This window comes from Brevundimonas sp. (assembly GCF_965279155.1).
Lineage (GTDB): Bacteria > Pseudomonadota > Alphaproteobacteria > Caulobacterales > Caulobacteraceae > Brevundimonas.
Map to the genome: position 1 here is coordinate 2992279 of NZ_OZ257138.1, position 22437 is coordinate 3014715.

General features: G+C 66.6%; 25 protein-coding genes. 17 read left to right on the forward strand and 8 right to left on the reverse strand.

Annotated features, from left to right (window positions below; translation table 11 throughout):
- Positions 1-28 precede the first annotated feature (28 nt).
- The 7 genes from bla to ACQY72_RS14450 all read left to right on the forward strand — a co-directional run bounded on the left by bla (position 29) and on the right by ACQY72_RS14450 (position 6696).
- Positions 29-805: a class A beta-lactamase gene (gene bla / locus ACQY72_RS14420; RefSeq protein ID WP_428154412.1), complete on the forward strand. Its 777-nt coding sequence runs from the start codon at positions 29-31 to the stop codon at positions 803-805.
- Between the two features lie 7 nt (positions 806-812).
- Positions 813-2915: a flagellar biosynthesis protein FlhA gene (flhA, locus tag ACQY72_RS14425; protein WP_428156720.1), complete on the forward strand. Its 2103-nt coding sequence runs from the start codon at positions 813-815 to the stop codon at positions 2913-2915.
- 154 nt (positions 2916-3069) lie between these two features.
- Positions 3070-4515, forward strand: a complete 1446-nt coding sequence (locus tag ACQY72_RS14430; protein WP_428154413.1) for a sensor histidine kinase — start codon at positions 3070-3072, stop codon at positions 4513-4515.
- Positions 4512-4934 (forward strand): response regulator, encoded by a 423-nt coding sequence (locus ACQY72_RS14435; protein ID WP_372693163.1) that lies wholly within the window; start codon positions 4512-4514, stop codon positions 4932-4934. The genes ACQY72_RS14430 and ACQY72_RS14435 overlap by 4 nt, the downstream gene beginning before the upstream one ends.
- 35 nt (positions 4935-4969) lie before the next feature.
- Complete coding sequence (locus tag ACQY72_RS14440; RefSeq protein WP_428156721.1) at positions 4970-5974, forward strand: histidine kinase dimerization/phosphoacceptor domain -containing protein; 1005 nt, start codon at positions 4970-4972, stop codon at positions 5972-5974.
- Positions 5975-5988: 14 nt separating this feature from the next.
- Positions 5989-6432: an NUDIX domain-containing protein gene (locus ACQY72_RS14445; protein WP_428154414.1), complete on the forward strand. Its 444-nt coding sequence runs from the start codon at positions 5989-5991 to the stop codon at positions 6430-6432.
- Positions 6433-6516: 84 nt separating this feature from the next.
- Positions 6517-6696 carry a CsbD family protein gene (locus ACQY72_RS14450; protein WP_428154415.1) on the forward strand — a complete coding sequence of 60 codons (180 nt, stop codon included), beginning with the start codon at positions 6517-6519 and terminating at the stop codon, positions 6694-6696.
- A gap of 69 nt (positions 6697-6765) precedes the next feature.
- On the opposite strand, the gene ACQY72_RS14455 is transcribed toward ACQY72_RS14450, so the two are convergent.
- From ACQY72_RS14455 to ACQY72_RS14480, 6 genes are read right to left on the reverse strand one after another with little or no spacing between them, the layout of a single operon-like run.
- On the reverse strand, positions 6766-7263 hold the full coding sequence (locus tag ACQY72_RS14455) for a hypothetical protein (protein WP_428154416.1): 498 nt from the start codon (positions 7261-7263) through the stop codon (positions 6766-6768).
- 55 nt (positions 7264-7318) lie between these two features.
- Positions 7319-8497, reverse strand: coding sequence for a vWA domain-containing protein (locus tag ACQY72_RS14460; RefSeq protein WP_428154417.1), 1179 nt, complete (start codon positions 8495-8497; stop codon positions 7319-7321).
- A complete protein-coding gene (locus ACQY72_RS14465) occupies positions 8497-8811 on the reverse strand; it encodes a HepT-like ribonuclease domain-containing protein (RefSeq protein WP_428154418.1) in 315 nt (104 codons plus the stop codon). Before ACQY72_RS14465 ends, ACQY72_RS14460 begins: the two co-directional genes overlap by 1 nt.
- A gap of 28 nt (positions 8812-8839) precedes the next feature.
- On the reverse strand, positions 8840-9130 hold the full coding sequence (locus ACQY72_RS14470; protein WP_428154419.1) for a nucleotidyltransferase family protein: 291 nt from the start codon (positions 9128-9130) through the stop codon (positions 8840-8842).
- A 14-nt stretch (positions 9131-9144) separates the two neighbouring features.
- Positions 9145-9672 (reverse strand): N-acetyltransferase family protein, encoded by a 528-nt coding sequence (locus ACQY72_RS14475; RefSeq protein ID WP_428154420.1) that lies wholly within the window; start codon positions 9670-9672, stop codon positions 9145-9147.
- A 22-nt stretch (positions 9673-9694) separates the two neighbouring features.
- The gene (locus ACQY72_RS14480; protein ID WP_428154421.1) at positions 9695-10699 is read right to left on the reverse strand and encodes a zinc-binding alcohol dehydrogenase family protein; all 1005 of its coding nucleotides are present in this window, start codon (positions 10697-10699) and stop codon (positions 9695-9697) included.
- 89 nt (positions 10700-10788) lie between these two features.
- On the opposite strand from ACQY72_RS14480, the gene ACQY72_RS14485 reads away from it, so the two are divergent.
- The 6 genes from ACQY72_RS14485 to dxs all read left to right on the forward strand — a co-directional run bounded on the left by ACQY72_RS14485 (position 10789) and on the right by dxs (position 16195).
- The gene (locus ACQY72_RS14485; RefSeq protein WP_428154423.1) at positions 10789-11712 is read left to right on the forward strand and encodes a histone deacetylase family protein; all 924 of its coding nucleotides are present in this window, start codon (positions 10789-10791) and stop codon (positions 11710-11712) included.
- A gap of 41 nt (positions 11713-11753) precedes the next feature.
- Positions 11754-12416, forward strand: a complete 663-nt coding sequence (locus tag ACQY72_RS14490; RefSeq protein ID WP_428154425.1) for a histidine phosphatase family protein — start codon at positions 11754-11756, stop codon at positions 12414-12416.
- Between the two features lie 48 nt (positions 12417-12464).
- The gene (locus ACQY72_RS14495; protein ID WP_008260204.1) at positions 12465-12716 is read left to right on the forward strand and encodes an exodeoxyribonuclease VII small subunit; all 252 of its coding nucleotides are present in this window, start codon (positions 12465-12467) and stop codon (positions 12714-12716) included.
- A gap of 52 nt (positions 12717-12768) precedes the next feature.
- Positions 12769-13644: a polyprenyl synthetase family protein gene (locus ACQY72_RS14500; RefSeq protein WP_428156722.1), complete on the forward strand. Its 876-nt coding sequence runs from the start codon at positions 12769-12771 to the stop codon at positions 13642-13644.
- Between the two features lie 4 nt (positions 13645-13648).
- Complete coding sequence (locus tag ACQY72_RS14505) at positions 13649-14221, forward strand: demethoxyubiquinone hydroxylase family protein (RefSeq protein ID WP_428154426.1); 573 nt, start codon at positions 13649-13651, stop codon at positions 14219-14221.
- 63 nt (positions 14222-14284) lie between these two features.
- The gene (gene dxs, locus ACQY72_RS14510) at positions 14285-16195 is read left to right on the forward strand and encodes a 1-deoxy-D-xylulose-5-phosphate synthase (RefSeq protein ID WP_428154427.1); all 1911 of its coding nucleotides are present in this window, start codon (positions 14285-14287) and stop codon (positions 16193-16195) included.
- 4 nt (positions 16196-16199) lie between these two features.
- Here dxs and ACQY72_RS14515 read toward each other — a convergent pair whose 3' ends face one another.
- On the reverse strand, positions 16200-16931 hold the full coding sequence (locus ACQY72_RS14515) for an NYN domain-containing protein (RefSeq protein WP_428154429.1): 732 nt from the start codon (positions 16929-16931) through the stop codon (positions 16200-16202).
- Positions 16932-16962: 31 nt separating this feature from the next.
- Positions 16963-17892 carry a transcriptional regulator GcvA gene (gene gcvA / locus ACQY72_RS14520; RefSeq protein ID WP_135195033.1) on the reverse strand — a complete coding sequence of 310 codons (930 nt, stop codon included), beginning with the start codon at positions 17890-17892 and terminating at the stop codon, positions 16963-16965.
- A 124-nt stretch (positions 17893-18016) separates the two neighbouring features.
- Here gcvA and cysG point away from each other — a divergent pair, with 124 nt between their 5' ends.
- Genes cysG through ACQY72_RS14540 form a run of 4 tightly spaced genes read left to right on the forward strand, consistent with a single transcriptional unit; the run spans position 18017 to position 22404 of the window.
- On the forward strand, positions 18017-19402 hold the full coding sequence (gene cysG, locus ACQY72_RS14525; RefSeq protein ID WP_428154430.1) for a siroheme synthase CysG: 1386 nt from the start codon (positions 18017-18019) through the stop codon (positions 19400-19402).
- Positions 19399-19674 carry a DUF2849 domain-containing protein gene (locus tag ACQY72_RS14530; protein ID WP_428154432.1) on the forward strand — a complete coding sequence of 92 codons (276 nt, stop codon included), beginning with the start codon at positions 19399-19401 and terminating at the stop codon, positions 19672-19674. The genes cysG and ACQY72_RS14530 overlap by 4 nt, the downstream gene beginning before the upstream one ends.
- Positions 19674-21341: a nitrite/sulfite reductase gene (locus tag ACQY72_RS14535; RefSeq protein ID WP_428154433.1), complete on the forward strand. Its 1668-nt coding sequence runs from the start codon at positions 19674-19676 to the stop codon at positions 21339-21341. The genes ACQY72_RS14530 and ACQY72_RS14535 overlap by 1 nt, the downstream gene beginning before the upstream one ends.
- Entirely contained in the window at positions 21328-22404 is a 1077-nt protein-coding gene (locus ACQY72_RS14540; protein WP_428154434.1) for a phosphoadenylyl-sulfate reductase, read from the forward strand. Before ACQY72_RS14535 ends, ACQY72_RS14540 begins: the two co-directional genes overlap by 14 nt.
- Positions 22405-22437: the final 33 nt, after the last annotated feature.

Genomic DNA, 22437 nt, shown 5'->3' on the forward strand with positions numbered 1-22437 from the left:
AGCCGTCCCGGTTGAGGTCGTCGATCTATTGGACCTAGAAACGGGCAACGGCGGCCGTCTGGGCTTCGTCGCCCAGGACACGGCTACGGGCCGCAGCCTGTCTTGGCGCGGCGACGAACGGTTCGTCTATTGCTCGACCTTCAAGATGTATCTGGCCGCCGCGACCCTGCTTCGGGTTCAGGCGGGGCAAGAGCGTCTGGATCGTCGGATTCCGATCACCGCCGCCGACATGATCGATCACGCGCCAGTCACTGAGCCCGCAGTCGGCCGCAGCCTGTCGGTCGAACAACTGATGAAGGGCACGGTGGAGGTCAGCGACAATCCCGCCGCGAACCTGTTGCTCAAAGCGATGGGCGGCCTGTCGGCCATGCAGGCCTTCTATCGCGACATCGGCGACGACAGCACCCGAGCCGACCGTTTCGAACCCGAGATGAACCGGCTGGACGGCGACAAGGACACGATCCGGCCGGGCCAGTCGGTCGCCAACATCCGGCGTCTGTTCCTCGACGAAACGTCGCCGCTGAACGCCGCGTCGCGGACTATGCTGCTGCGCTGGATGACGGATACGCCGACAGGCCAGAATCGTCTTAGGGCTGGGGCGCCCGCCGGTTGGCGTGTGGCGCACAAGACGGGGACGGGGGGCTATGGTCCGACTAACGACATCGGCCTTTTGTATCCGCCGACCGGCCGACCGGTGATCGTGGCGGTCTATTATCATGCGAACAGGGCATCGTCCGACGCCGACAATGCGGCCGTGATCGCCGAGGCGACGCGCCGGGCTCTGAAGGCGCTGGGGCGTGACTGAAACGCCCATGATGATGAAGGACGGCATGGCGCGCCCCACCGGGCGCGACGTCCTGGGCTGGGTCAACCGCGGCGAAGTGCTGATGGCGGTCGGCGTGATCGGCGTGATCATGCTGCTGATCCTGCCGGTCCCGAAGATGCTTCTGGACCTCCTGCTGGCGATCTCGCTGGTCTCGTCCGTGCTGATCCTGATGACCGCCGTGATGATGAAGCGGCCGCTGGACTTCGCCATCTTCCCCACGGTGCTGCTGGTCTCGACCCTGTTCCGCCTGGGCCTGAACCTGGCCTCGACGCGCCTGATCCTGACGCACGGCCAGGAGGGCCACGACGCCGCAGGTCAGGTCATCAACGCCTTCGGCCAGCTGATGATGGGCGGCAACTTCATCATCGGGGTGATCATCTTCGCCATCATCCTGGTCGTGAACTTCGTCGTCATCACCAAGGGCTCGACCCGGATCGCCGAAGTGTCGGCCCGCTTCACCCTGGATTCCATGCCGGGCAAGCAGATGGCCATCGACGCCGACCTGTCCAGCGGCCTGATCACCGAGGAGCAGGCCAAGCTGCGTCGCAAGGAGCTGGAGCAGGAATCGACCTTCTTCGGCGCCATGGACGGCGCCTCCAAGTTCGTGCGCGGCGACGCCGTCGCCGGCCTGATCATCACCTTCATCAACGCCATCGGCGGCATCCTGATCGGCACGCTGCAGCACGGCATGCCGGCGATGGAGGCCGCCAACACCTATGTCCAGCTGACCATCGGCGACGGCCTGGTGACGCAGGTCCCGGCCATCATCATCTCCATCGCCGCCGGCTTCCTGGTATCCAAGGCGGGCGTCGAGGGCACGGCGGATAAGGCCATGGTCACCCAACTGGCCACCAACCCCGTGTCGCTGGGCGTGGTGTCGGGTGCGGCCGGCCTGATCGGCCTGATCCCCGGCATGCCTCTACTGCCGTTCGCGGCCCTCGCCATCGGCTCGGGCTTCATGGCCTGGAGGCTGGGCCGCAACCGGCTGAGGCCGCAACCGACCGAGGCGGAGATCGCCGCGACCGCCGCCGCCGCCAAGCCCAAGGAAGACGTCGAAGAGCCGATCTCCAACATCCTGACCATCGACGAGGTGAAGATCGAGCTGGGCTATTCGCTGCTCAGCCTGATCAACGATCTGGAGGGCCGTCGACTGACCGATCAGATCCGCGCCCTGCGGCGGTCCTTGGCCCAGGAATACGGCTTCGTCATTCCCCAGGTGCGCATCCTCGACAACATGCGCCTGCCGACCCAAGGCTACGCCATCCGCATCAAGGAGATGGAGAGCGGCGCGGGCGAGGTGCGACTGGGACATCTGATGGCGATGGACCCGTCTGGACGTCAGGTCGAACTGCCGGGGGAACACATGCGCGAGCCGGCCTTCGGTCTGCCCGCGACCTGGATCGAAGAGGGGATGCGCGAGGAGGCGACGTTCCGGGGCTACACCCTGGTCGATCCCTCGACGGTGCTGACCACCCACCTGACCGAGATCCTGAAGGACAATATGGCGGACCTGCTGTCCTATGCAGAGGTGCAGAAGCTGCTGAAGGAACTGGGCGCCGAAGAGAAGAAGCTGGTCGAGGAACTGGTCCCCAGCGTGGTCACGGTCACCACCCTGCAACGGGTGCTGCAATCGCTGCTGCGCGAAAAGGTGTCGATCCGCGACCTGCCGGCGATTCTGGAAGGCCTGGCCGAGGCGGCGCCCCACAGCTCCAGCGTCACCACCCTGGTCGAACATGTCCGCGCACGCCTGGGCCGCCAGCTGTGCTGGCAGAACAAGGACGGCGAGGGCGCGCTGCCCATCGTCACCCTTTCGCCGGAGTGGGAGGCCGCCTTCGCCGAAAGCCTGATCGGGCAGGGCGAGGACAAGCAGCTGGCCATGGCGCCGTCGCGGCTTCAGGACTTCATCCGCTCGGTGCGCGATACCTTCGAACGGATCGCCATGACGGGCGAGAATCCGGTGCTGCTGACCGGGCCCATGACGCGCCCCTATGTCCGCTCGATCATCGAGCGTTTCCGGGGCCAGACCGTGGTGATGAGCCAGAACGAGATCCACCCCAAGGCGCGGTTGCGTACACTGGGCCAGGTCTGACAAAGGCCTGTAAACGCGGCGGAATCAGTTTGACGTTTGACGCGGCGCAGCACGCCGCTAAAGCTCCACCGTCATGATCCCAAGTCCTCGGTCCCAATGGTCGCGATTGCGCGACTTCACCCGCACGTCGTCGCTCGCGCGGTCGATGTCGGCCATGCTGATCCTGGTCTTCGGCCTGCTGATCGTCGTCAATGCGACCACCTTCGTGATGATCCAGCGTACGGCTTCCGTGAACCGCACCATCGAACATGCCCAGCTGATGCGGCGGGCGTCGCGCACGACATTGATTTCCATGCTGAACGCCGAGACCGCTCAGCGAGGCTTCCTGCTGACCGGCCGCAGCGATTTCCTTCAGCCCTATCGGCAGGCGCAGGAAGAGATGAAGCCGGCGGTCGCCTTCCTCGACGAAGGCGCGGCGCAGGATCCGACGCTGAAGGGGCCGGTCGATCTCATCCATCGCCTGGCGGACCTGAAGTGGGCCGAGATGGAACGGACCGTGACCCTGGCCCAGCAGGGGCGGATCGGTCAGTCGATCCAGGCCGTTCGGTCGGGCGAAGGCAAGCGCTATATGGACGAACTGCGGGCCGCCGTGGACGCCTTCGACGCCCTCAAGTCCGCCCGCATCGCCGAACGCAGGAAGGCCTCCGACCGTTTTGGCGTCCTGACGGTGACGATGAACGCCATCGCCGGCCTGCTGGTGATCGTCCTGGCGCTGCTGTCGGCCTGGATGGTTCGGCGATACGTGTCTGAACTTCAGGCCGCCCGCGCCACGCTGGATGCGGCCAACGCCGGTCTGGAAGACAAGGTGCGCGAACGCACCGGCGACCTGATGCGCGCCAACGAGGAAATCCAGCGCTTCGCCTATATCGTCAGCCACGACCTGCGCGCGCCCCTGGTCAACGTCATGGGCTATACCTCCGAGCTGGAGCAGGCGGGCAGGGTCGTCGACAAGGCCATCGCCGACGCCGAAAAGACGCGCGCCGTCGACGCCGACGTGATCATGGCCGTCCGCGAGGACATGCCCGAGGCCATCGGCTTCATCCGCGCCTCGACCGAGAAGATGGACCGGCTGATCAACGCCATCCTGAAGCTGTCGCGCGAGGGCCGCCGCAATCTGCTGCCCGAGACGCTGGACATGACGGCCATGGCCCAGAACATCGCCGACAGCGTTCACCACCAGACCGAGGCCTCGGGCGCAAGCATCGAGGTGCAGCCTCTGCCGGAAATCGAAAGCGACCGTATTTCGATGGAGCAGATCGTCGGCAATCTGATCGACAACGCCGTCAAATATCTGGACGCGGACCGACCGGGCGAGATCGTGGTGTCGGGCGAGGACGTGCCCGGCGGCTGGGTCGTCTATCGCGTCGCCGACAACGGCCGGGGCATCGCGCCGCGCGACCACGAGCGAATCTTCGAACTGTTCCGCCGGTCCGGCAAGCAGGACCGGTCGGGCGAGGGGCTGGGGCTGGCCTTCGTCAGGAACAGCGTGCGCCGGATCGGCGGGACCATCGACGTGGAGTCCGAGTTGGGCAAAGGCTCGACTTTCCTGCTGAAATTCCCCAAACGACTGATCCTAGCTGAACCCGGAGGCGCGCTGTGACGCAACCCGTCAAAATCATCATGGTCGAAGACGACCACGGCCACGCCAAGCTGATCGAAAAGAACATCCGCCGGGCCAACATCAACAACGAAATCAAGCATTTTGACGAGGGCGGTGCGGCGCTCGACTATCTGTTCAGCGACGAAATCCTGAACAACGGGCCGCTGCTGATCCTGCTGGACCTCAACCTGCCCGATATGTCGGGCACCGACATTCTGGAGAAGGTGAAGGGCAACGACCGTCTGAAGCGCGCGCCGGTCGTCGTACTGACCACCACGGACGACAAGGTCGAGATCCAGCGCTGCTACGACCTGGGCTGCAACGTCTACATCACCAAGCCGGTGGATTATGAATCCTTCGCCGGCGCCATCCGCCAACTGGGCCTGTTCCTGTCGGTCATCCAGGCGCCGGAGATCTGACGATCGAGACGCCGCAGCCTATCCGCCTGCTCTATATCGACGACGACCGGGGCCTGTCCCGGCTGGTCGAGAAGGAACTGGTGCGTCACGGTTATGCCGTCACCTGCGCCCCCGACGGGGACGCGGGGCTGGCGCTGTTGCAGCAGCACGAATACGATGTCTGCGCCCTGGACCACTACATGCCGACACGCGACGGCCTGGACGTCCTGCCCGACATCATGGCGCTGAATGCGCCGCCGCCGGTCGTCTATGTGACGGGCGCGCAAGAGGGGCGGATCGCGGTCGCGGCCCTGCGTGCCGGCGCGGCCGACTATGTCATCAAGGACGTGTCCGAGGACTTCACCTCCCTGCTGCGCTCGGCGCTGGAAGACGCCCTGCTGCGTCGCCGGCTCCAGCGCGAGAACGACCTGGCCCAGGAAGAAATCCGCCTGGCGCGCGACCGGGCCGAGGCGATGCTGCGTGAGGTCAATCACCGCGTCGGCAACTCGTTGCAGCTGGTGTCCAGCTTCATGTCTCTGCAGATGCGACACGTGACCGATCAAGGCGCCAGGGATGCGCTGCGCGAGTCTCAGGCGCGCATCGAGGCCGTGGCTCACGTTCACCGGCGCCTCTACACCTCGGGCGATATGAGCACTGTCGCAATGGACGAATATCTGGTGGGACTGATGGACGAACTGTCCAAGTCCATCGGGCCGGGCGAGGGATCGCCCAAGTTGACCTTGGACGCGGAACCCCTGTCGGTCACGACCGACCAGGCGGTGTCCATCGGCGTCATCGTCACCGAACTGGTCACCAACGCCGTCAAATACGCCTACTCGCCGGGGCAGGGCGGCGAAATCCGCATCCATCTGCGCCGCGAGGGTGACAACAAGGTCGCCCTGATGGTCGAGGACGACGGCCCCGGCATGGGCGACGGCACGCCCAAGGGCACGGGTCTGGGTGGCAAGATCATTTCCGCTATGGCCTCGGGTCTGCGCTCGGTCGTCGAGTTCGACGGCGCCCACAAGGGCGTGCGCGCCAGGCTGTCGTTCGACCTCTAGGGTCGGTATCCGTCATGTTGCAGTTCGGCGTTCGCAAACCCGCTTCCGATTATCGTCACCGCGCCACGGCGTTCGGCATCGTCGAACGCGACGGTCTGATCGCCTGTGTCCGGGTGGAGCGCGAGGCCGGTCCCTATTTCGACCTGCCCGGCGGCGGCGTCGATGTCGAGGAGACCGAGGTCCAGGCCCTTAAGCGCGAGTTCGTCGAGGAGACGGGCCTAACCATCGCGCCGCTGAACCGCATAGCCGAGGCCAGCCAGTATTTCGTGCGCTCGACGCGCGAGCCGGTGAACAATGTCGGCGGCTTCTGGACGGCGACCGTCACCGCCGAAAACCCGGATGCGAAATGCGAGGACGACCACACCTTGGTGTGGCTGGATCCGACCTTCGCCCTGTCCCGCCTGAGGCACGATTCCCACGCCTGGGCGGTCGCTGTCTGGCTGCGTCGCGCAAGCTGAGCCGTACGGAACGAGGGCGCGGCTATGCCGTTTCTTTTTCAACCCGCAACGCCCTGTCGCGGCTATTGAAAACGGAGATTACAGATGGCTGATCACGACCGTATCGAAGGCGCCGCCAAGAACATCGGCGGCAAGATCAAGGAAACCGTCGGCAAGGTGACCGGCGACACCAAACTGCAGGCCGAAGGTAAGGCCGACCAGGTCGAGGGCAAGGTCCAGAACACCGTCGGCGGCGTCAAGGACAGCCTCCGCGACAAGGCCTAAGCCTCACTAGAGTTGCGCGAAGATTAGGAAACGCCGTCCGCGAAAGCGGGCGGCGTTTCTGCGTCTCGATCAGTCCTTGTCGCCCCAAAGATTGATCGACAGGCCCTTGCTGTCCTTCGCATCGACGGGGCGGCATTCCGAACTGAACCCGCCTTCGACGGGGCGGGGACGGCAGTCCATTTCCCGCAAGGCTGAAGGGGCGCTGGCAACCCGCGATTGCGGCCCGCACTGAACGGCATAGGCCGAGCCGCCGGCGTTGGCCTGGATCATCTGGCAGTCGCCCGCCATCCCACTAGGACGCAGGGCGTCTGGCAGGTCAGGACCCATGGCCAGGGCCAGTTGTTCACGCACCTCGGTCTGACAGGTCTCCATCGACTTGGCGCCGCGCACCAGCGGACTGCACCGCGCGCGCTCGAACCCGAAAGGATCGGCCAAGCCCCACGCCGGCACGGAATGCTGAACCGCCGGCGCGGGCGTCTCGACCACGGGGTCTGGCGCAGGCGCCTCCCACACCACGGTCGGGGCGGGTTGCTGAAACAGAAGCAGGGCGAAGGCGGCGGCGATCATGGACAAGACCCCTCGATGTGGTCGTAGGGCAGGAAACTCGCCCGTGACGCGAAACCTACCTTGTCAGGGCGCGCATCGCCTTGTCGAGACCTTCCAGCGTCAGGGGGAACATCCGCTCCTCCATCACCTCGCGCAGCAGGCCGACCGAGGCGGTGTAGCTCCAGTAGCGTTCTTGAACCGGGTTCAGCCAGATCGACTTGTCCCACTGCTGACGCACCCGCTTCATCCAGACGGCGCCGGCCTCCTCGTTCCAGTGCTCGACGGAACCGCCCGGCATGGTGATCTCATAGGGGGACATGGTCGCATCCCCGACGAAGATGGCGCGCCAGTCGCCCGGATATTTGTGCAGCAGGTCCCAGGTCGCGATCCGCTCGCTATGCCGACGCCGGTTGTCCTTCCAGACTCCCTCGTAAAGGCAGTTGTGGAAGTAGAAGAACTCCAGGTTCTTGAACTCGGTCTTGGCGGCGGAGAACAGCTCCTCGACCAGCTTGATGTGCCCGTCCATCGAGCCGCCGATGTCGAGGAACAGCAGCACCTTGATCGTGTTGCGACGCTCGGGCCGCATCCGAATGTCCAGCCAGCCCTGGCGCGCCGTACCGTCGATGGTGCCGTCGATGTCCAGTTCTTCCGCCGCCCCCTCGCGCGCGAACCGGCGCAGGCGACGCAGCGCCACCTTGATGTTGCGCGTGCCCAGTTCGACCGTGTCGTCCAGGTTTCGAAACTCGCGCTTCTCCCACACCTTGACCGCCCGGCCGTGCTTGCCCGGTCCGCCGATGCGCACCCCCTCGGGGTTGTAGCCGCCGTGGCCGAACGGGCTGGTCCCGCCCGTGCCGATCCATTTCGAGCCGCCGGAATGGCGTTCGTGCTGCTCCTCCAGCCGCTGTTTCAGCGTCTCCATCAGCTTGTCGAACCCGCCCAGCGCCTCGATCTGGGCCTTTTCCTCGTCGGTCAGATATTTCTCGTTCAGCAGCCGCAGCCAGTCCTCGGGAATGTCGGTGGTCAGGTCCTCGCCCGCGCCAACCGACTCCACGCCCTTGAACACGGTCCCGAACACCTGGTCGAACCGGTCATAGTGTTTCTCGTCCTTGACCAGTACCGCACGCGACAGGTGATAGAAGGTCTCGACCTCACGCCCCGCCAGATCGCGATCCATGGCCTCCATCAGATGGAGCCATTCCTTCATCGACACCGGAACCTTGGCGTCGCGCAGGGCGGTGAAGAGGGGCAGGAGCATCAGAAGATTTCGGAGGGGGGCGGCAGCGACGGCAAAGCCGACTTCAGCTCAGGAATATGCGTCAGCGATAGACGCCAAAGCTCAGCGTGATCGATCCGACGGTATTCGTGAGCGATCAGGTGCCGGAGATTGACGATCTTGCGCCACTCGATCTGCGGCAGCGCTGCCCGGAATTGATCAGACAGCCTATTGGCCGTCTCGCCCAGAACCAGGAAATGCAGGGCCAGGGCGTGTGGTAAGGCTATGTCCGACAAAAAGGTGTCACGGTCCTGATCGGCGACCAGGCTTTCGATCTCAGCAATGCGCGCCATCATTTCATGCACATGAGCGGCGTCTCGGGGGTCAGACCACAAGGGCGTCCCTTTCGGCCGTGTGGCGAATGTACGGGTTGGTCAGAGAACGATCCAGGATCAGTTCGACCTTGACGCCGAGCCTGTGGCTCAAAGCATCTTCCACCGGCAGCCCACCCCACGGGGCGGTGGGCCCGACTTCGTCCACCAGCAGATCGACATCGCTGTCCGGTCCCGCCTCGTCCCGAGCGTAGCTGCCGAACAGGCGCAGGTTGACGATGCCCTGTTCTTCGAGCCAGGGCTTCAGGTCGCGCAGTTTTTCCAGCAGTTCGGCGCGGGTCATATCGACAACATAGTCTATCCGCGTCTCAAGATGAACTCGTGGTCGCGCCAGGCGCCGATGGGGTAGTCGTATTCCCCGGCCTTTTCGAACCCATAGGCGGCGTACAGGCGCTGGGCCTTGTCATTGCCGCTCCAGACGCCGATCCACAGCGGACCTTTCGTGTGGGCCTCCATCCAGTCCAACGACAGGGTCAGAAGCTTCGTGCCCAGGCCCAGACCCTGCGCGGCCTTGGACACATACAAGCGGCGCAACTCCATATGCTCCGGTTGGGCCTCGGGATGGGGCAGGCCGTTGGGACCGGCGTTGGCGAAGGCCAGCAGTTCGCCGTCCCGCTCGGCCACCCACCAGGCGCAGCCCGGTTCGGCCAGTTTTTTCCGCGTCGGCTCGGGATCGAAACTGGCGTCGAGGAAGGCCTTCAGATCGGCCTCGGGATAGGGAATGCCGAACCCCTCGACGAAGGTGTCAATGAAGGTCTGGCGACCCAGGGCGCCCAGTGCGGCGGCGTCGTCGAGGCGGGCCTGGCGGATCATGATCTCGGTCATGATCCGCCCATAGAGGCAGACGTCAAAAGCCGTCCAGCGCGATCTTGCCGATGGTCGCGCCGCTTTCCAGCCGGCGGTGACCTTCGAGCAGATTTTCGACCGACAGCGCGCCGAGGTTTTCGGTCAGGGTGGTGCGGACGGCGCCGGCGTCCACCAGACGCGAGACCTCGGTCAGCAACCTGTGCTGTTCGATCATGTCGGGGGTCTGCTGCACGGGTCGAGTGAACATGAACTCCCAGACGAAGCCCGCCGCCTTCTGCTTCAGCAGTTCGACCGGCAGCCCCTTGAAGTCGTCGATGGCGCCGATCACGCCCTGCACCGCCACCGCGCGGGCCAAGGCTTCGAAATGGGCCTGGGTGTGGGTCAGGGATGCGATATATTTCGGGGCGCGTTCCCCGGCCGCCGTCAGGGCTTCATCGATCGGGCCGGAGTGATCGATCACCGCGTGGGCGCCCAGGTCCAGGCACCATTGGCGGGTGTCGGGGCGCGAGGCGGTGGCGACGACACGCAGGTTGGTGACGGCGCGGGCGATCTGGATCAGGGCCGAGCCGACCCCGCCCGCGCCGCCGACGATCAGCAGGGTCTCATCCTCGTCCTTGCCGGCCTTCAACCGGTCGAACAACAGCTCCCAGGCCGTGATGACCGTCAGGGGCAGGGCGGCGCCCTCTGCGAATGTCAGGGACCTAGGCTTGGGTCCGACGATCCGCTCGTCCACGGCCTGGCGTTCCGCGTTGGAGCCGGGCCGGTCGATCTGGCCGGCGTAGAATACCTCGTCCCCGACCTTGAACAGGCTGGCGTCGTCGCCGACGCCGATCACCACCCCGGCCGCGTCATAGCCCAGGATGCTGGTCTGGCCTTCCTCGGGTTGGCGGCTGGCGCGCACCTTCGTGTCCACGGGGTTCAGGCTGACGGCCTTGACCTGAACCAGCAGGTCGCGCGGGCGCAGGATCGGTTCGGGCGCGTTGAAGGCGACCAGGGCGGCGGGGTCGGTCGCGGGGCGGGGGCCGGTCGTGCCGATGGCCTTCATGACGATCTCCTCGGGCTTGTTTCGTCGCCTTGCACATCGGCTTGCGATAGGCTGGCCGCAAGGCGCATCCGAGAAATGACCAACCCGCCATGAACCCTCTGCCGATCTTCACCCATCCGTCGATGCTGTCTCACGCGCCCGGCGCGGGACATCCCGAAAGTCCCGAGCGTCTGAAGGCGGTGCTGGAGGCCTTGGCCGACGCAGGGCTGGCCGGCGACCAACGCGCGGCGACCCCGGCCGAGGTCGCGGATCTGGAGCGGGTGCATCCAGCCGCCTATGTCGCGCGCCTGCTGGAGGCGTCGCCGGTCGAGGGGATGATCCAGTTGGACGCCGACACCGTGCTTTCGCCCGGCAGCGTGCCGGCCGCGCGACTGGCGGCGGGAGCGGCGATCGACGCGGTGCGGGCCGTGGCGCGGGGCGAGATGAACCGCGCCTTCGCCGGCGTTCGTCCGCCGGGCCACCATGCCGAGCCGGATCGCGCCATGGGGTTCTGCCTGTTCTCCTCCGTCGCCGTCGCGGCGCGCGTGGCTCAATCCGAAGGGATGGCGCGGGTGGCGGTGGTGGATTTCGACGTTCACCACGGCAACGGCACCCAGGCCGCGTTCGAAGACGACGACAGCCTGTTCCTGGCCTCCATCCACCAGATGCCGCTCTATCCCGGCACGGGGGCGGCCTCCGAAGCCGGGGTCGGCAACATCGTCAACGCCCCGGTCGTTCCCCATGCGGCGCGAGAAGACTGGCGCGCGACCTTCGCCGGCGGACTGATGCCGGCGCTGGAATCGTTTCGGCCGGACCTGATCCTGATCTCGGCCGGCTTCGACGCCCACAGGCGCGATCCGCTGGCGCATCAGTCGCTGGAGGCCGAGGATTTCGCCTGGGCGACGCGTGCGATTCTGGAGGTCGCGCGTCGGACGTGTTCGGGCAAGGTTGTGTCGGCGCTTGAGGGCGGTTACGACCTTGAAGGACTAGGCCGCTCTGCGGTCGCCCACGTCGCCGCGCTCGGGGAGGACTGAGGACGCTTAACGCCTTGAAACCAAAGGCCCGTCCGTTTGTCATGTCAGCCCCCGCCCTGTCCCTCGATTCGACCGAACCGTCCGTGTCCCAGCCTGATGCTGCGGCATCCGTCGGCGCGCTTGTGGCCCTGCGGCCCGGCGCCATCATCCTGACGCGCCACGGTGAGCCGGCCCTGTCGCGCAAATGCCTGATCACGGCGCGCCAGTACGGCGAGTGGTGGGCGAAATACGAGATCGGCGGTCTGCTGGCCGGTCAGACGCCGCCGCCCGAACTGGTCGCCGCTGCGCAAGGCGCCGGGGCCATCTACGCCTCGACCCGCCAGCGCGCCCAGGAAACCGCCGCCGCCGCCGCCGCCGGGCGCGAGGTGATGGCCGACGTGATGTTCATCGAGGCGCCCCTGCCGCCGCCGCCTATCCCTGAATGGATCAAGCTGTCGCCCAAATGGTGGGGCGTGGTGTCGCGCTTCTGGTGGCACGCCTTCGACCACCACGACGGCCAGGAGACCCGCGCCCAGGCCGAGGCGCGCGCCGATCAGGCGGCGCACAAGCTGATCGCGCGGGCCGAGAGCGGCCAGGACGTGCTGGTCTTCGCCCACGGCTATTTCAACCATATGGTCGGCCGCGCGCTGAAGGCCGACGGCTGGAAACTGGTCCACAACCAGGGCTTCAAATACTGGTCCCAGCGGCGCTACGAGAAACGATAGCCGCTTCTGACATTGATGCGGCGGTTGCGCCCCATTAGGGTCCGCGCCATGACCGACACCGCCGCCGCCATCCCCGCCGATCTCAGCTTCGAAGACGCCCTGCAGCGTCTGGAAACCATCGTGTCCCGCCTGGAGTCCGGCCAGGCGCCGCTGGAAGAATCCATCGCCCTGTACGAAGAGGGCGCCAAGCTGAAGGCGCATTGCGAGGCGCGCCTGAAGGCGGCCCAGCTGCGTGTCGAAAAGATCGTGGTCGGCCCCGACGGCCAGGCCAAGGGTGTCGAGGCGGCGTCCTTCGAATGAGCGGTCGATCGTCTTGAACCGCGTCATCGCTGCAAACTCGCCCGAGCAGGCGGTGATCGATCGTGTGGCCGAGGTCGCCGATCTGGTCACGGTCGCGCTGGATGAACTGCTGCCACGCGCCGAAGGCCCCGAATCGCGCCTGACCGAGGCGATGCGCTATGCGGCGCTGGGCCCCGGCAAACGGCTGCGGCCGTTCTTTGCGCTGGAGGCCGCGCGCCTGTTCGACATCGACGAGCGGTCGGTGCTGCGCGCCGCCTGTGCCCTGGAATGCGTCCACGCCTACAGCCTGGTTCACGACGACCTGCCGTGTATGGACGACGACGACGTGCGTCGCGGGCGCCCGACGGTTCACCGCGCCTATGACGAGGCGACGGCGGTGCTGGCCGGCGATGCGCTTCAGACCGCCGCCTTCGACATCATCCTGCACGAAGACACCCACGACGATGCGGCCGTGCGCTGCGAGCTGGCGGCGCGGCTGTCGCTGGCGTCCGGCGCACGGGGCATGGCGGGTGGTCAGATGATCGATCTGCTGGGCGTGCGCGACGACCTGGGCGGCGTCGCACGGATGCAGCGGCTGAAGACCGGCGCCCTGTTCGCCTATGCCTTCGAAATCCCGCTGATCATCGCCGATGCCTCAATGTCGCAGCAGCATGCCCTAATCAGCTTCGCCCACGATGTCGGCCTGGCCTATCAGATCGTCGACGACCTGCTGGACGCCGAAGGGTCGGCCGAGGAGATGGGCAAGGCGGCCGGCGGCAAGGATGCGGCCCTGGGCAAGACCAATTTCGTCACCCTTCTGGGTCTGGAAGCGGCGCGACACAGGGTCGCGCATCTTGCAAACCAAGCCCGCTCGCACCTGGAGCCCTTTGGCGAAGACGCCGAAACCCTCAGAGCCAGCGTGGACTTTGTGCTAAAGCGCCGGTCCTGAAGCCTTGGCTTGGAATGCGACCATTCCAGCCCGAATTCTGCGTGTGAACCATGGCGGCGAGTCTGGTGCGATCCTCATCTATCGCGCACAGATTGTCGTCTCGAAGTGGCGAGCTCCCGATCTGACTCCGTTTCTTCGTGAGGCGCTGTCGCACGAACTGACTCACCAAATGCGCTTTGGGGCGCTCATGCCGGCGCGACAAGCCAAGCCCTGCCGCATGATGTGGATATGGACGGTCGGGGGCGGAATCCTTGGACTGGCGTCGGCTTTGTTGGGGCGCGAGGCGATCCTGGCTTGCACCGAAGCTGTCGAGCGGACTGTTCATAAGCACTTGGACGAGCAAATTGCCTGGGCGACAACGCATGATCCCGGTCTTGCGACGGTTATCCGCGATATTCAGTTTGAAGAGCTCGAACACCTCGATTTCGCTATTAGGGAAAGGCGTCGCGCGGGCTTTCTGTGGCTCGACAAATTGATTGCGACGGCCACGGACGGTTTGATCTGGATTTCCACACGGGGGGACTCCGCAAGATTGGCTATCCAACTCGCGGGACCGAAACAGCCTTTCGGGGGTTGAAAGAAAACCCCTACGACAACATGGACGCTCGCCTAAGCACTCGTCCCGGATTAGATATCCTAGATGCCTAACACCCCGCTTCTCGACACCGTCAAATTCCCGGCCGACACCCGGGCCTTCGATATCGCCCAGTTGAAACAGCTGGCGCAGGAAGTGCGCGCCGAGACGATCGATGCGGTGTCCGTCACCGGCGGCCATCTGGGCGCGGGCCTGGGCGTGGTCGAGCTGACCACGGCGCTGCACCATGTGTTCGAGACGCCCAAGGACATCCTGATCTGGGACGTCGGCCATCAGTGCTATCCGCACAAGATCCTGACCGGACGGCGCGACCGCATCCGCACCCTGCGCCAGGGCGGCGGCCTGTCGGGCTTCACCAAGCGCAGCGAGAGCGAATACGATCCGTTCGGCGCCGCCCACGCCTCGACCTCGATCAGCGCCGCCCTGGGCTTCGCCGCCGCGCGCGACCAGAAGGGCGAGAAGAACCGCGTCGTGGCCGTCATCGGCGACGGCTCGATGTCGGCCGGCATGGCCTATGAGGCGATGAACAACGCCGCCGAGGCGACCAGCGGCCAGTTGATGGTCATCCTGAACGACAACGACATGTCCATCGCGCCCCCGGTGGGCGGGATGAGCGCCTATTTAGCCGGCCTGGTGTCGGGCGGGGCCTATCAGAACGTGCGGCGGCTGGGTAAATCCGTCGCCCAGCACCTGCCGCGCCCCTTCCGAAAGGCGGCCAAGAAGGCCGAGGAATATGCACGCGGCATGGTCACCGGCGGCACCTTCTTCGAGGAGCTGGGCTTCTACTACGTCGGTCCCATCGACGGCCACGACATGGACAATCTGGTGCCGATCCTGAAGAAGGCGGCCGCCATCGAGGACCGGCCCGTGCTGGTTCACGTCGTGACGCAAAAGGGCAAGGGCTACACCCATGCCGAGAGCAGCGCCGACAAACTGCATGCCGTGGTCAAGTTCGACGTGGTGTCGGGCAAACAGGCCAAGGCCATCTCCAATACGCCCAGCTACACCAAGGTGTTCGGGACCGAGCTGATCAAACACGCCAGGATCGATCCGTCGATCGTGGCGATCACGGCGGCCATGCCCTCGGGCACGGGGCTTGACCTGTTCGGTCAGGCCTTCCCGGAGCGCACCTATGACGTCGGCATCGCCGAACAGCACGCGGTGACGTTCGCGGCCGGCCTGGCGGCGGACGGGATGAAGCCGGTCTGCGCCATCTATTCGACCTTCCTGCAACGCGGCTACGACCAGGTGGTGCACGATGTGGCGATCCAGTCGCTGCCGGTTCGGTTCGCCATGGATCGTGCGGGTCTGGTCGGTTCGGACGGAGCGACCCATGCCGGATCGTTCGACATCGGTTTCATGGGCGCGCTGCCCGGCATGGTGCTGATGGCCGCCGCCGACGAGGCGGAACTGGCGGCGATGATCTCGACCTCGCTGGCCATCGATGACCGCCCCAGCGCCTTCCGCTATCCGCGCGGCGACGGCGTGGGCGTTGAAATTCCGGACCTCGCCGCGCCGCTGGAGATCGGCAAGGGCCGGATCGTGCGCGAGGGAACCTCGGTCGCCATCCTGAGCTTGGGCACGCGCTTGCAGGAATCGCTGAAGGCGGCGGACATGCTGGCCGCCAAGGGCGTGTCGGCCACCGTCGCCGACGCCCGCTTCGCCAAGCCGCTGGACGCCGATCTGATCCTGCGTCTGGCGCGCGAGCACGAGGCGCTGATCACGGTCGAGGAAGGCGCCATGGGCGGCTTTGGCGCCTTCGTGCTGCAACTGCTGGCCGAGAAGGGCGCGCTGGACGGCGGGCTCAAGATCCGCACCCTGAACCTGCCCGACGTGTTCCAGGATCAGGATGCGCCGATGGCCATGTACGCCCAGGCCGGCCTGAACGCCGAACACATCACCGCCGCCGCGCTTCAGGCCCTGGGCGTGTCCGCCAGTCAGGCCGTCCGCGCGTAACCCGTCAGGCGCGGTCGCGAATCCGCATCGCGCCGCGTTCGCCCGTCTCCACCTCGAACCGGCCGGTCGCGCGGATCAGGTCCGACAGCTTGGCGTAGCCATAGGTGCGCTGATCGAAGTCGGGATGGGCGTTGCGCAGCCGATTGCCGATGCCGCCCACCGCCACCCAGCCGTCGCCGTCCTCGTCCATATCGGCGATGATGGCCGCGATCAGGCGCGCCGCCTCCGACGGCTTGCGCTTGGTCGCCGGCGCCTCGGCCACGGGCGACTTGGCGCCCGCGTCGGCCGGAACGGGCGCGATCAGGTTCTCGGTATAGATGAAGCGGGTGCAGGCCTGGCGGAAGCTTTCGGGCGTCTTCTGCTCGCCGAACCCATAGACATCGACGCCTTCCTCGCGGATGCGGGCCGCCAGTCGGGTGAAATCGGCGTCCGACGACACCAGGCAGAAGCCGTCGAACCGCCCCGAATGCAGCAGGTCCATCGCATCAATGACCAGGGCGATGTCGCCCGAGTTCTTGCCCTTGGTATTGGCGAAATTCTGCTGGGGCTGGATGGCGAAGCGGGCCAGAACCCGGGTCCAGCCGGCGATCTGCGGGCTGGCGAAATCGCCGTAGATGCGCCGCGCCGAGGCCTCGCCCAAGGTGGCGATCTCGTTGAACAGCGCCTCTGCGATCCGGGCGGAGGCGTTCTCCGCGTCGATAAGGACCGCGAGGCGAGGAGCCTTTTCGTCAGCCATGGCGGATGTCCTTTCGATATGAGGCCTGAGCCTACAGCTGACCCATCGTATTGTCGTGATCCACGGCCTGTTTCTTCAGCCAGCCGACGAAGGCGGTCGCGCTGGGCGAGGGCGGGCGGTCGCGGGGCTGGACGACGTAATAGGCGAAGCCGACCGCTTCCGAGCCGTCGGGGAAGGGGGCGACCAAACGACCCGAGGCCAGGTCGGCCTGGGCCAGGGTGCGTTTGGCCAGGGCCACGCCGCGTCCCGATATGGCGGCCTCGATCAGCAGGCCCGACTGGTTGAAGCGCGAGCCTCGACGCGGATCGGGATGGCGAATGCCGCGCGCCTTCAACCACATGGCCCAGTCCGGTCGGCTGGGATCGCCGTCGTTGGACATGTCGTGCAGCAGGGTATGGCCGATCAGGTCGCCCGGCTTGCGAATGGGCTTGTCCCCGTCCATCAGCGACGGGGCGCAGACGGGCAGGACCGTCTCGGTCATCAGCCGGTCCACGGTCAGGCCGGGATAGTCGCCGGGGCCATAGCGGACGGCCAAGTCCACCTTGCCTTCGGTCAGGTCCGCCGGCTCCATGTCGGCCGAGATCCACAGCTCGATCTCGGGATGGGCGGTGTGGAAGTCGTCCATGCGCGGCATCAGCCATTTTGAGGCGAAGCCGGGCGCGACGCTGATCGACACCTGTTTGCGACGCGGCGGCTCGCGCAACAGGGCCGAGGCGTCCATCAGCCGTTCGAACCCCTCGCGCAGAAGCGGCACGGACGAGCGGCCGAGGTCCGTCAGTTGCAGCCCGCGCGCCTCGCGCACGAACAACGGCCCGCCGACGATGTCCTCCAGCAGGCGGATCTGCTGGCTGACCGCGCCTGGGGTCACCGACAGTTCGTCGGCGGCGCGCGAGAAGTTCAGATGCCGCGCGGCGGCCTCGAAGGCGCGCAGGGCGTTGAGCGGGAGCAGGGATCGGACCATCGCGGATAGAAATCCTATCAGCGAGACAAAGGCAATCTGGTTTGCGGCCATGGACGCAGAAGTCGAAGGTTCGCGTCCTGCCGTCGTCCCTGTTTCCCCTCCCGACGGCCCTGAAAGCAAGACGATGCGTGTATTCCTTGCCTCCATCCCGCTGGAGGCCGCAAAGATCGTGATCATCGGCGGCGGCGAACCCGCCCTGGCGAAGCTGCGACTGTTCCTGAACACGCCGGCCGAGGTGGTGTGGTTTGCGCCCGACGGCGCGCCGCCGCGGATGGAAATCCCGCTGAGCGCGCCGGAGCCGGTGCTGCGCACCCCCGAGGCCGACGATCTGGCGGGCGCGCGGCTGGTCTTCATGGCATTGGACGATGCGGATGAGCTGACGCGGCTGGGCGCCCTGGCGCGGGCGGCGGGGGCCCAGGTCAATGTGGTGGACAAGCCCCATTTGAGTGACTTCCAGACGCCGGCTCTGATCGACCGCGACGAGGTGGTGATCGGGGTCGCCACCGGCGGATCGGCCCCCATACTGGCGCGCGACGTGCGCTCGCGGATCGAGGGTGTGCTTCCGGCCGGTCTGGCCAATGTGGCCAGGCTGGCGCGCGAGCTGCGCGACACAGTCAAGGCCAATGTGCCCGACTTCATGGCCCGGCGTCGCTTCTGGGAAAAGGCGTTTCGGGGACCGGCGGCCGATCTGGCGGCGGCAGGCCGCACGGCCGAGGCGCGGCGCGAGATGCTGCGTCTGCTGAATTCGGCAGCGCCGGAACAGGGTGTGGTCCATATCGTCGGCGCGGGGCCGGGCGATCCTGAACTGCTGACGCTGAAAGCGTTGCGCGTGCTGCAGGACGCCGACGTCATCATCCACGACCGTCTGGTGCCCGAGGCGGTGCTGGAGCGGGCGCGGCGCGACGCCAAGCGCCTGTATGTCGGCAAGGCGCGCGGCGAGCATTCGGTGCCGCAGGACCAGATCGAGGCCCTGATGATCGAGGAGGCGCGCGCCGGCCATCGGGTCGTGCGGCTGAAGGGCGGCGATCCCTTCGTCTTCGGGCGCGGCGGCGAGGAGCTGGAGGCCATGCGGGCGGCGGGCGTGCCGGTCTTCGTGGTGCCCGGGGTTACGGCGGCCCTGGCCTGTGCCGCCTCGGCCGGCATTCCGCTGACCCACCGCGACCACGCCCAGGCAGTGACCTTCGTGACGGCCCAGGCCAAGCCGGGCGGAGTCGACGCCGACTGGACGCGGTTGGCCGGACCGAACCACACCCTGGCTATCTACATGGGCTCGGACCGGGCCGCGGAGACGGCGGAAAAGCTGATCGCCGCCGGGCGACTGGGCTCCACCCCCGTCGCCATTGTCGAGAACGGCAGCCGACCGGACGAGCGGGTTCTGACCGGCCGACTGGACGGGCTGGGCGCCTTGGTGCGCGGCGCCAATCTGACGGGACCGGCCCTGTTGTTCGTCGGCGAGACGGCGGCCTTCTCGGCGGCCCAGCTGGACGTTCGGGCGGAGGTCGCGGCGTGAAGATTGTCACCGCAAACCGCCTGTCGGACGGCCGCGTCATCTATGTGGGCATAGACAACCAGCCGGTCGAGCGCATCGACCAGGCCTCGGTGCTGGACGAGGCCACGGCCGAGATCGTGCTGGCCGAAGTCGCCGGACGACCCGATATCTTCGTCAATCCCTACGCCGTCGAGGTGGAGGGCCACACGCCGTCGGGCCGTGACCGGCTGAAGGAGCGCATCCGTTCGGCTGGACCGACCGTGGGCCACAGCGTCGCGGGAGGCGTCGGCTGATGTATCGCTATGACGAGTTCGACCATGCCCTGGTGCGTGAACGGGTCGAGGAGTTTTCCGATCAGGTGGCGCGCCGCGCGTCCGGCGCCCTGACCGAGGATGAGTTCAAGCCGCTGCGGCTGATGAACGGCGTCTATCTGCAACTGCACGCCTATATGCTGCGGGTCGCCATTCCCTATGGGACGTTCAACAGCCGCCAGATGCGCCGGCTGGCCCATATCGCCCGCACCTATGACAAGGGCTATGGCCATTTCACCACGCGGACGAACATCCAGTATAACTGGCCGGCCCTGACCGACCTGCCGGCGATCCTGAGCGACCTGGCTGAGGTCGAGATGCACGCCATCCAGACCAGCGGCAACTGCATCCGCAACACCACCACCGACGTCTTCGCCGGCGCCGCCGACGACGAGATCGAGGATCCCCGGCCCTGGTGCGAGATCATCCGCCAGTGGTCGACGATCCACCCGGAGTTCAGCTTCCTGCCGCGCAAGTTCAAGATCGCGGTGATCGGGGCCGAGAAGGACCGGGCGGCGATCCGCACCCACGACGTGGGCCTGCAGATCGTCAAGGGCGAGGACGGCGGGACCGCCTTCCGCGTCTTCGTCGGCGGGGGCCAGGGGCGTCTGCCGCACATCGCGCAGGAGATCGCGTCGGCCGTTCCGGCGGCGGACCTGCTGGCCTATCTGACCGCCATACTGAGGGCGTGGAACCTGCTTGGACGACGCGACAATATCCATAAGGCGCGGATCAAGATCCTGGTCGCCTCGGTCGGGTTGGAGGCCTTCCGCGAGGAGGTGGACAAGCATTACGCCACCCTGCGCCATGAAGACCTGCGCATTCCCGAGGAGGAGACCGCGCGGATCCAGGCCTATTTCGCGCCTCCGCCGTTCGAGGGCTTGCCCAAGGCCAGCGCGCCGTTCGACCGCGCCCTGCTGGCTGATCCCGACTTCGCCCGGTTCGCTCGCAACAATGTCCGCCGTCACCGCCAGGCGGGTTACGCCTCGGTGGTGGTGTCGCTGAAGCCGGTCGGCGGGGTGCCGGGCGACATCACGGCGGATCAGATGGACGCGGTTGCGGATCTGGCCGAGCGCTATTCGTTCGATGAACTGCGCGCCGCCTATGAGCAGAACTTGGTCTTGCCGCATGTGAAGCTGGACGACGTGCCGGCGCTGTGGAGGGCGCTGCGCGAGGCGGGGCTGGCGACCGCCAATGCCGATCTGGCGACCGACGTCATCGCCTGCCCGGGGCTGGATTACTGCAGCCTGGCCAACGCCCGGTCGATCCCGGTGGCCCAGGCCCTGTCCAAGCGGCTGGCCGACATGGACTATCAGGAACGGCTGGGGCCGGTCCGCATCAATATGAGCGGCTGCATCAACGCCTGCGGCCACCACCACGTCGGCCACATCGGCGTGCTGGGCGTCGATCGTAAGGGCGAGGAATACTACCAGATCACCGTCGGTGGTTCGCCCGACGAACAGGCGGCTCTGGGCGACATCGTGGGCAAGAGCCTGCCGGCGGACGAGGTCGCGCCTGCGATCCAGCGGACGCTGGACCGCTATCTGCAAATCCGCACGGACGGCGAGCGGTTCATCGACACGGTGCGCCGTGTCGGCCCCGACCCCTTCCGCGACGCCATATACGAGACGCTCGATGCAACGGCTTGAAGGCATTCAGAACGGGCTGCGCCTGTCGGTCACCGCGCCGCTGGAAGAGGTCGAGGCGGCCGCCGCCCATGAAGACACCCTGGTGCTGGAGTTCGAGGCCTTCCGAGACGGGCGCGGCTTCTCGCTGGCGGCGGTGCTGCGCGAGCGGGGCTATGCCGGGCGTCTGATTGCGGCGGGCAAGGTGCTGCCGGATCAGGCGCGGCACCTGCGGCGTTCGGGCTTCGACGCGGTGGAACTGGCGCCGGGCGCCGACGCCTCGGCCTGGGACCGGATGGACCAGGCGTTCAGCGCCTCCTATCAGCCCGCCGTCGATCCCGCGCCGACCATCTGGCAGCGGCGGCGTGCGGCGTCCAACGACCGCGATCTGGATGCGCTGGCCGATCGGCTGAACCGCGAGACGTCGGGCAAGGACGCGTCCGAAATCGTGAAGGCGGCGCTGGACCCCGCGCTGGGTCTGCGGGTCGGCGCCATCTCGTCCTTCGGGGCCGAGTCCGCCGCCTTGCTGGACATCATCGCCAGCGAGAACAAGGACGTGCCGGTGGTCTTCCTGGAGACCGGCCAGCATTTCCTGCAGACCCTGTCCTATCGCACCCATCTGACCAAGGCCCTGGGCCTGACCGACGTGCGGCTGGTCACGCCGGACGCGGGCGAGAAGGCGACGCTGGATGCCCGCGACGACCTGTGGAAAACGAACGCCGACGCCTGCTGCGACCTGAGGAAGGTGCGGCCGCTGGCCCGCGCGACCGTGGGGTTCAATGCCGTCATCACCGGGCGCAAACGCTATCAGGCCGCGACGCGGGCCAAGCTAAAACCGTTCGAGGTGCTGGATGGGGTTCTGCGGATCAATCCGCTGGCGAACTGGGACGCCGACGATGTCGAGGCCTGGCTGGACGAGAACGACCTGCCGCGTCACCCGCTGGTCGAGCAGGGCTATCGCTCCATCGGCTGCTGGCCGTGCACCCGCGCGGTGCAGGATGGGGAAGATACGCGCGCCGGACGCTGGTCGGGGATGGACAAGGTCGAGTGCGGCATCCACCTAGGCAAGCGTCAGGTCGCGGCCTGATCTCCTGTCGTTCGACCTCGCCTGAAAGCTGAA

What these genes read in the sequence shown, in the direction of transcription:
- ACQY72_RS14450 (WP_428154415.1), top strand. Translation starts at nt 6,517, where the DNA reads ATGGCTGATCACGACCGTATCGAAGGCGCCGCCAAGAACATCGGCGGC.
- ACQY72_RS14430 (WP_428154413.1), top strand. Translation starts at nt 3,070, where the DNA reads ATGCTGATCCTGGTCTTCGGCCTGCTGATCGTCGTCAATGCGACCACC.
- ACQY72_RS14455 (WP_428154416.1), bottom strand. Translation starts at nt 7,263, where the DNA reads ATGATCGCCGCCGCCTTCGCCCTGCTTCTGTTTCAGCAACCCGCCCCG.
- ACQY72_RS14535 (WP_428154433.1), top strand. Translation starts at nt 19,674, where the DNA reads ATGTATCGCTATGACGAGTTCGACCATGCCCTGGTGCGTGAACGGGTC.
- ACQY72_RS14470 (WP_428154419.1), bottom strand. Translation starts at nt 9,130, where the DNA reads ATGACCCGCGCCGAACTGCTGGAAAAACTGCGCGACCTGAAGCCCTGG.
- ACQY72_RS14460 (WP_428154417.1), bottom strand. Translation starts at nt 8,497, where the DNA reads ATGCTCCTGCCCCTCTTCACCGCCCTGCGCGACGCCAAGGTTCCGGTG.
- ACQY72_RS14495 (WP_008260204.1), top strand. Translation starts at nt 12,465, where the DNA reads ATGACCGACACCGCCGCCGCCATCCCCGCCGATCTCAGCTTCGAAGAC.
- ACQY72_RS14485 (WP_428154423.1), top strand. Translation starts at nt 10,789, where the DNA reads ATGAACCCTCTGCCGATCTTCACCCATCCGTCGATGCTGTCTCACGCG.
- flhA (WP_428156720.1), top strand. Translation starts at nt 813, where the DNA reads ATGATGATGAAGGACGGCATGGCGCGCCCCACCGGGCGCGACGTCCTG.
- cysG (WP_428154430.1), top strand. Translation starts at nt 18,017, where the DNA reads ATGCGTGTATTCCTTGCCTCCATCCCGCTGGAGGCCGCAAAGATCGTG.
- ACQY72_RS14490 (WP_428154425.1), top strand. Translation starts at nt 11,754, where the DNA reads ATGTCAGCCCCCGCCCTGTCCCTCGATTCGACCGAACCGTCCGTGTCC.
- gcvA (WP_135195033.1), bottom strand. Translation starts at nt 17,892, where the DNA reads ATGGTCCGATCCCTGCTCCCGCTCAACGCCCTGCGCGCCTTCGAGGCC.
- ACQY72_RS14515 (WP_428154429.1), bottom strand. Translation starts at nt 16,931, where the DNA reads ATGGCTGACGAAAAGGCTCCTCGCCTCGCGGTCCTTATCGACGCGGAG.
- ACQY72_RS14445 (WP_428154414.1), top strand. Translation starts at nt 5,989, where the DNA reads ATGTTGCAGTTCGGCGTTCGCAAACCCGCTTCCGATTATCGTCACCGC.
- ACQY72_RS14540 (WP_428154434.1), top strand. Translation starts at nt 21,328, where the DNA reads ATGCAACGGCTTGAAGGCATTCAGAACGGGCTGCGCCTGTCGGTCACC.
- dxs (WP_428154427.1), top strand. Translation starts at nt 14,285, where the DNA reads ATGCCTAACACCCCGCTTCTCGACACCGTCAAATTCCCGGCCGACACC.
- ACQY72_RS14480 (WP_428154421.1), bottom strand. Translation starts at nt 10,699, where the DNA reads ATGAAGGCCATCGGCACGACCGGCCCCCGCCCCGCGACCGACCCCGCC.
- ACQY72_RS14465 (WP_428154418.1), bottom strand. Translation starts at nt 8,811, where the DNA reads ATGATGGCGCGCATTGCTGAGATCGAAAGCCTGGTCGCCGATCAGGAC.
- ACQY72_RS14475 (WP_428154420.1), bottom strand. Translation starts at nt 9,672, where the DNA reads ATGACCGAGATCATGATCCGCCAGGCCCGCCTCGACGACGCCGCCGCA.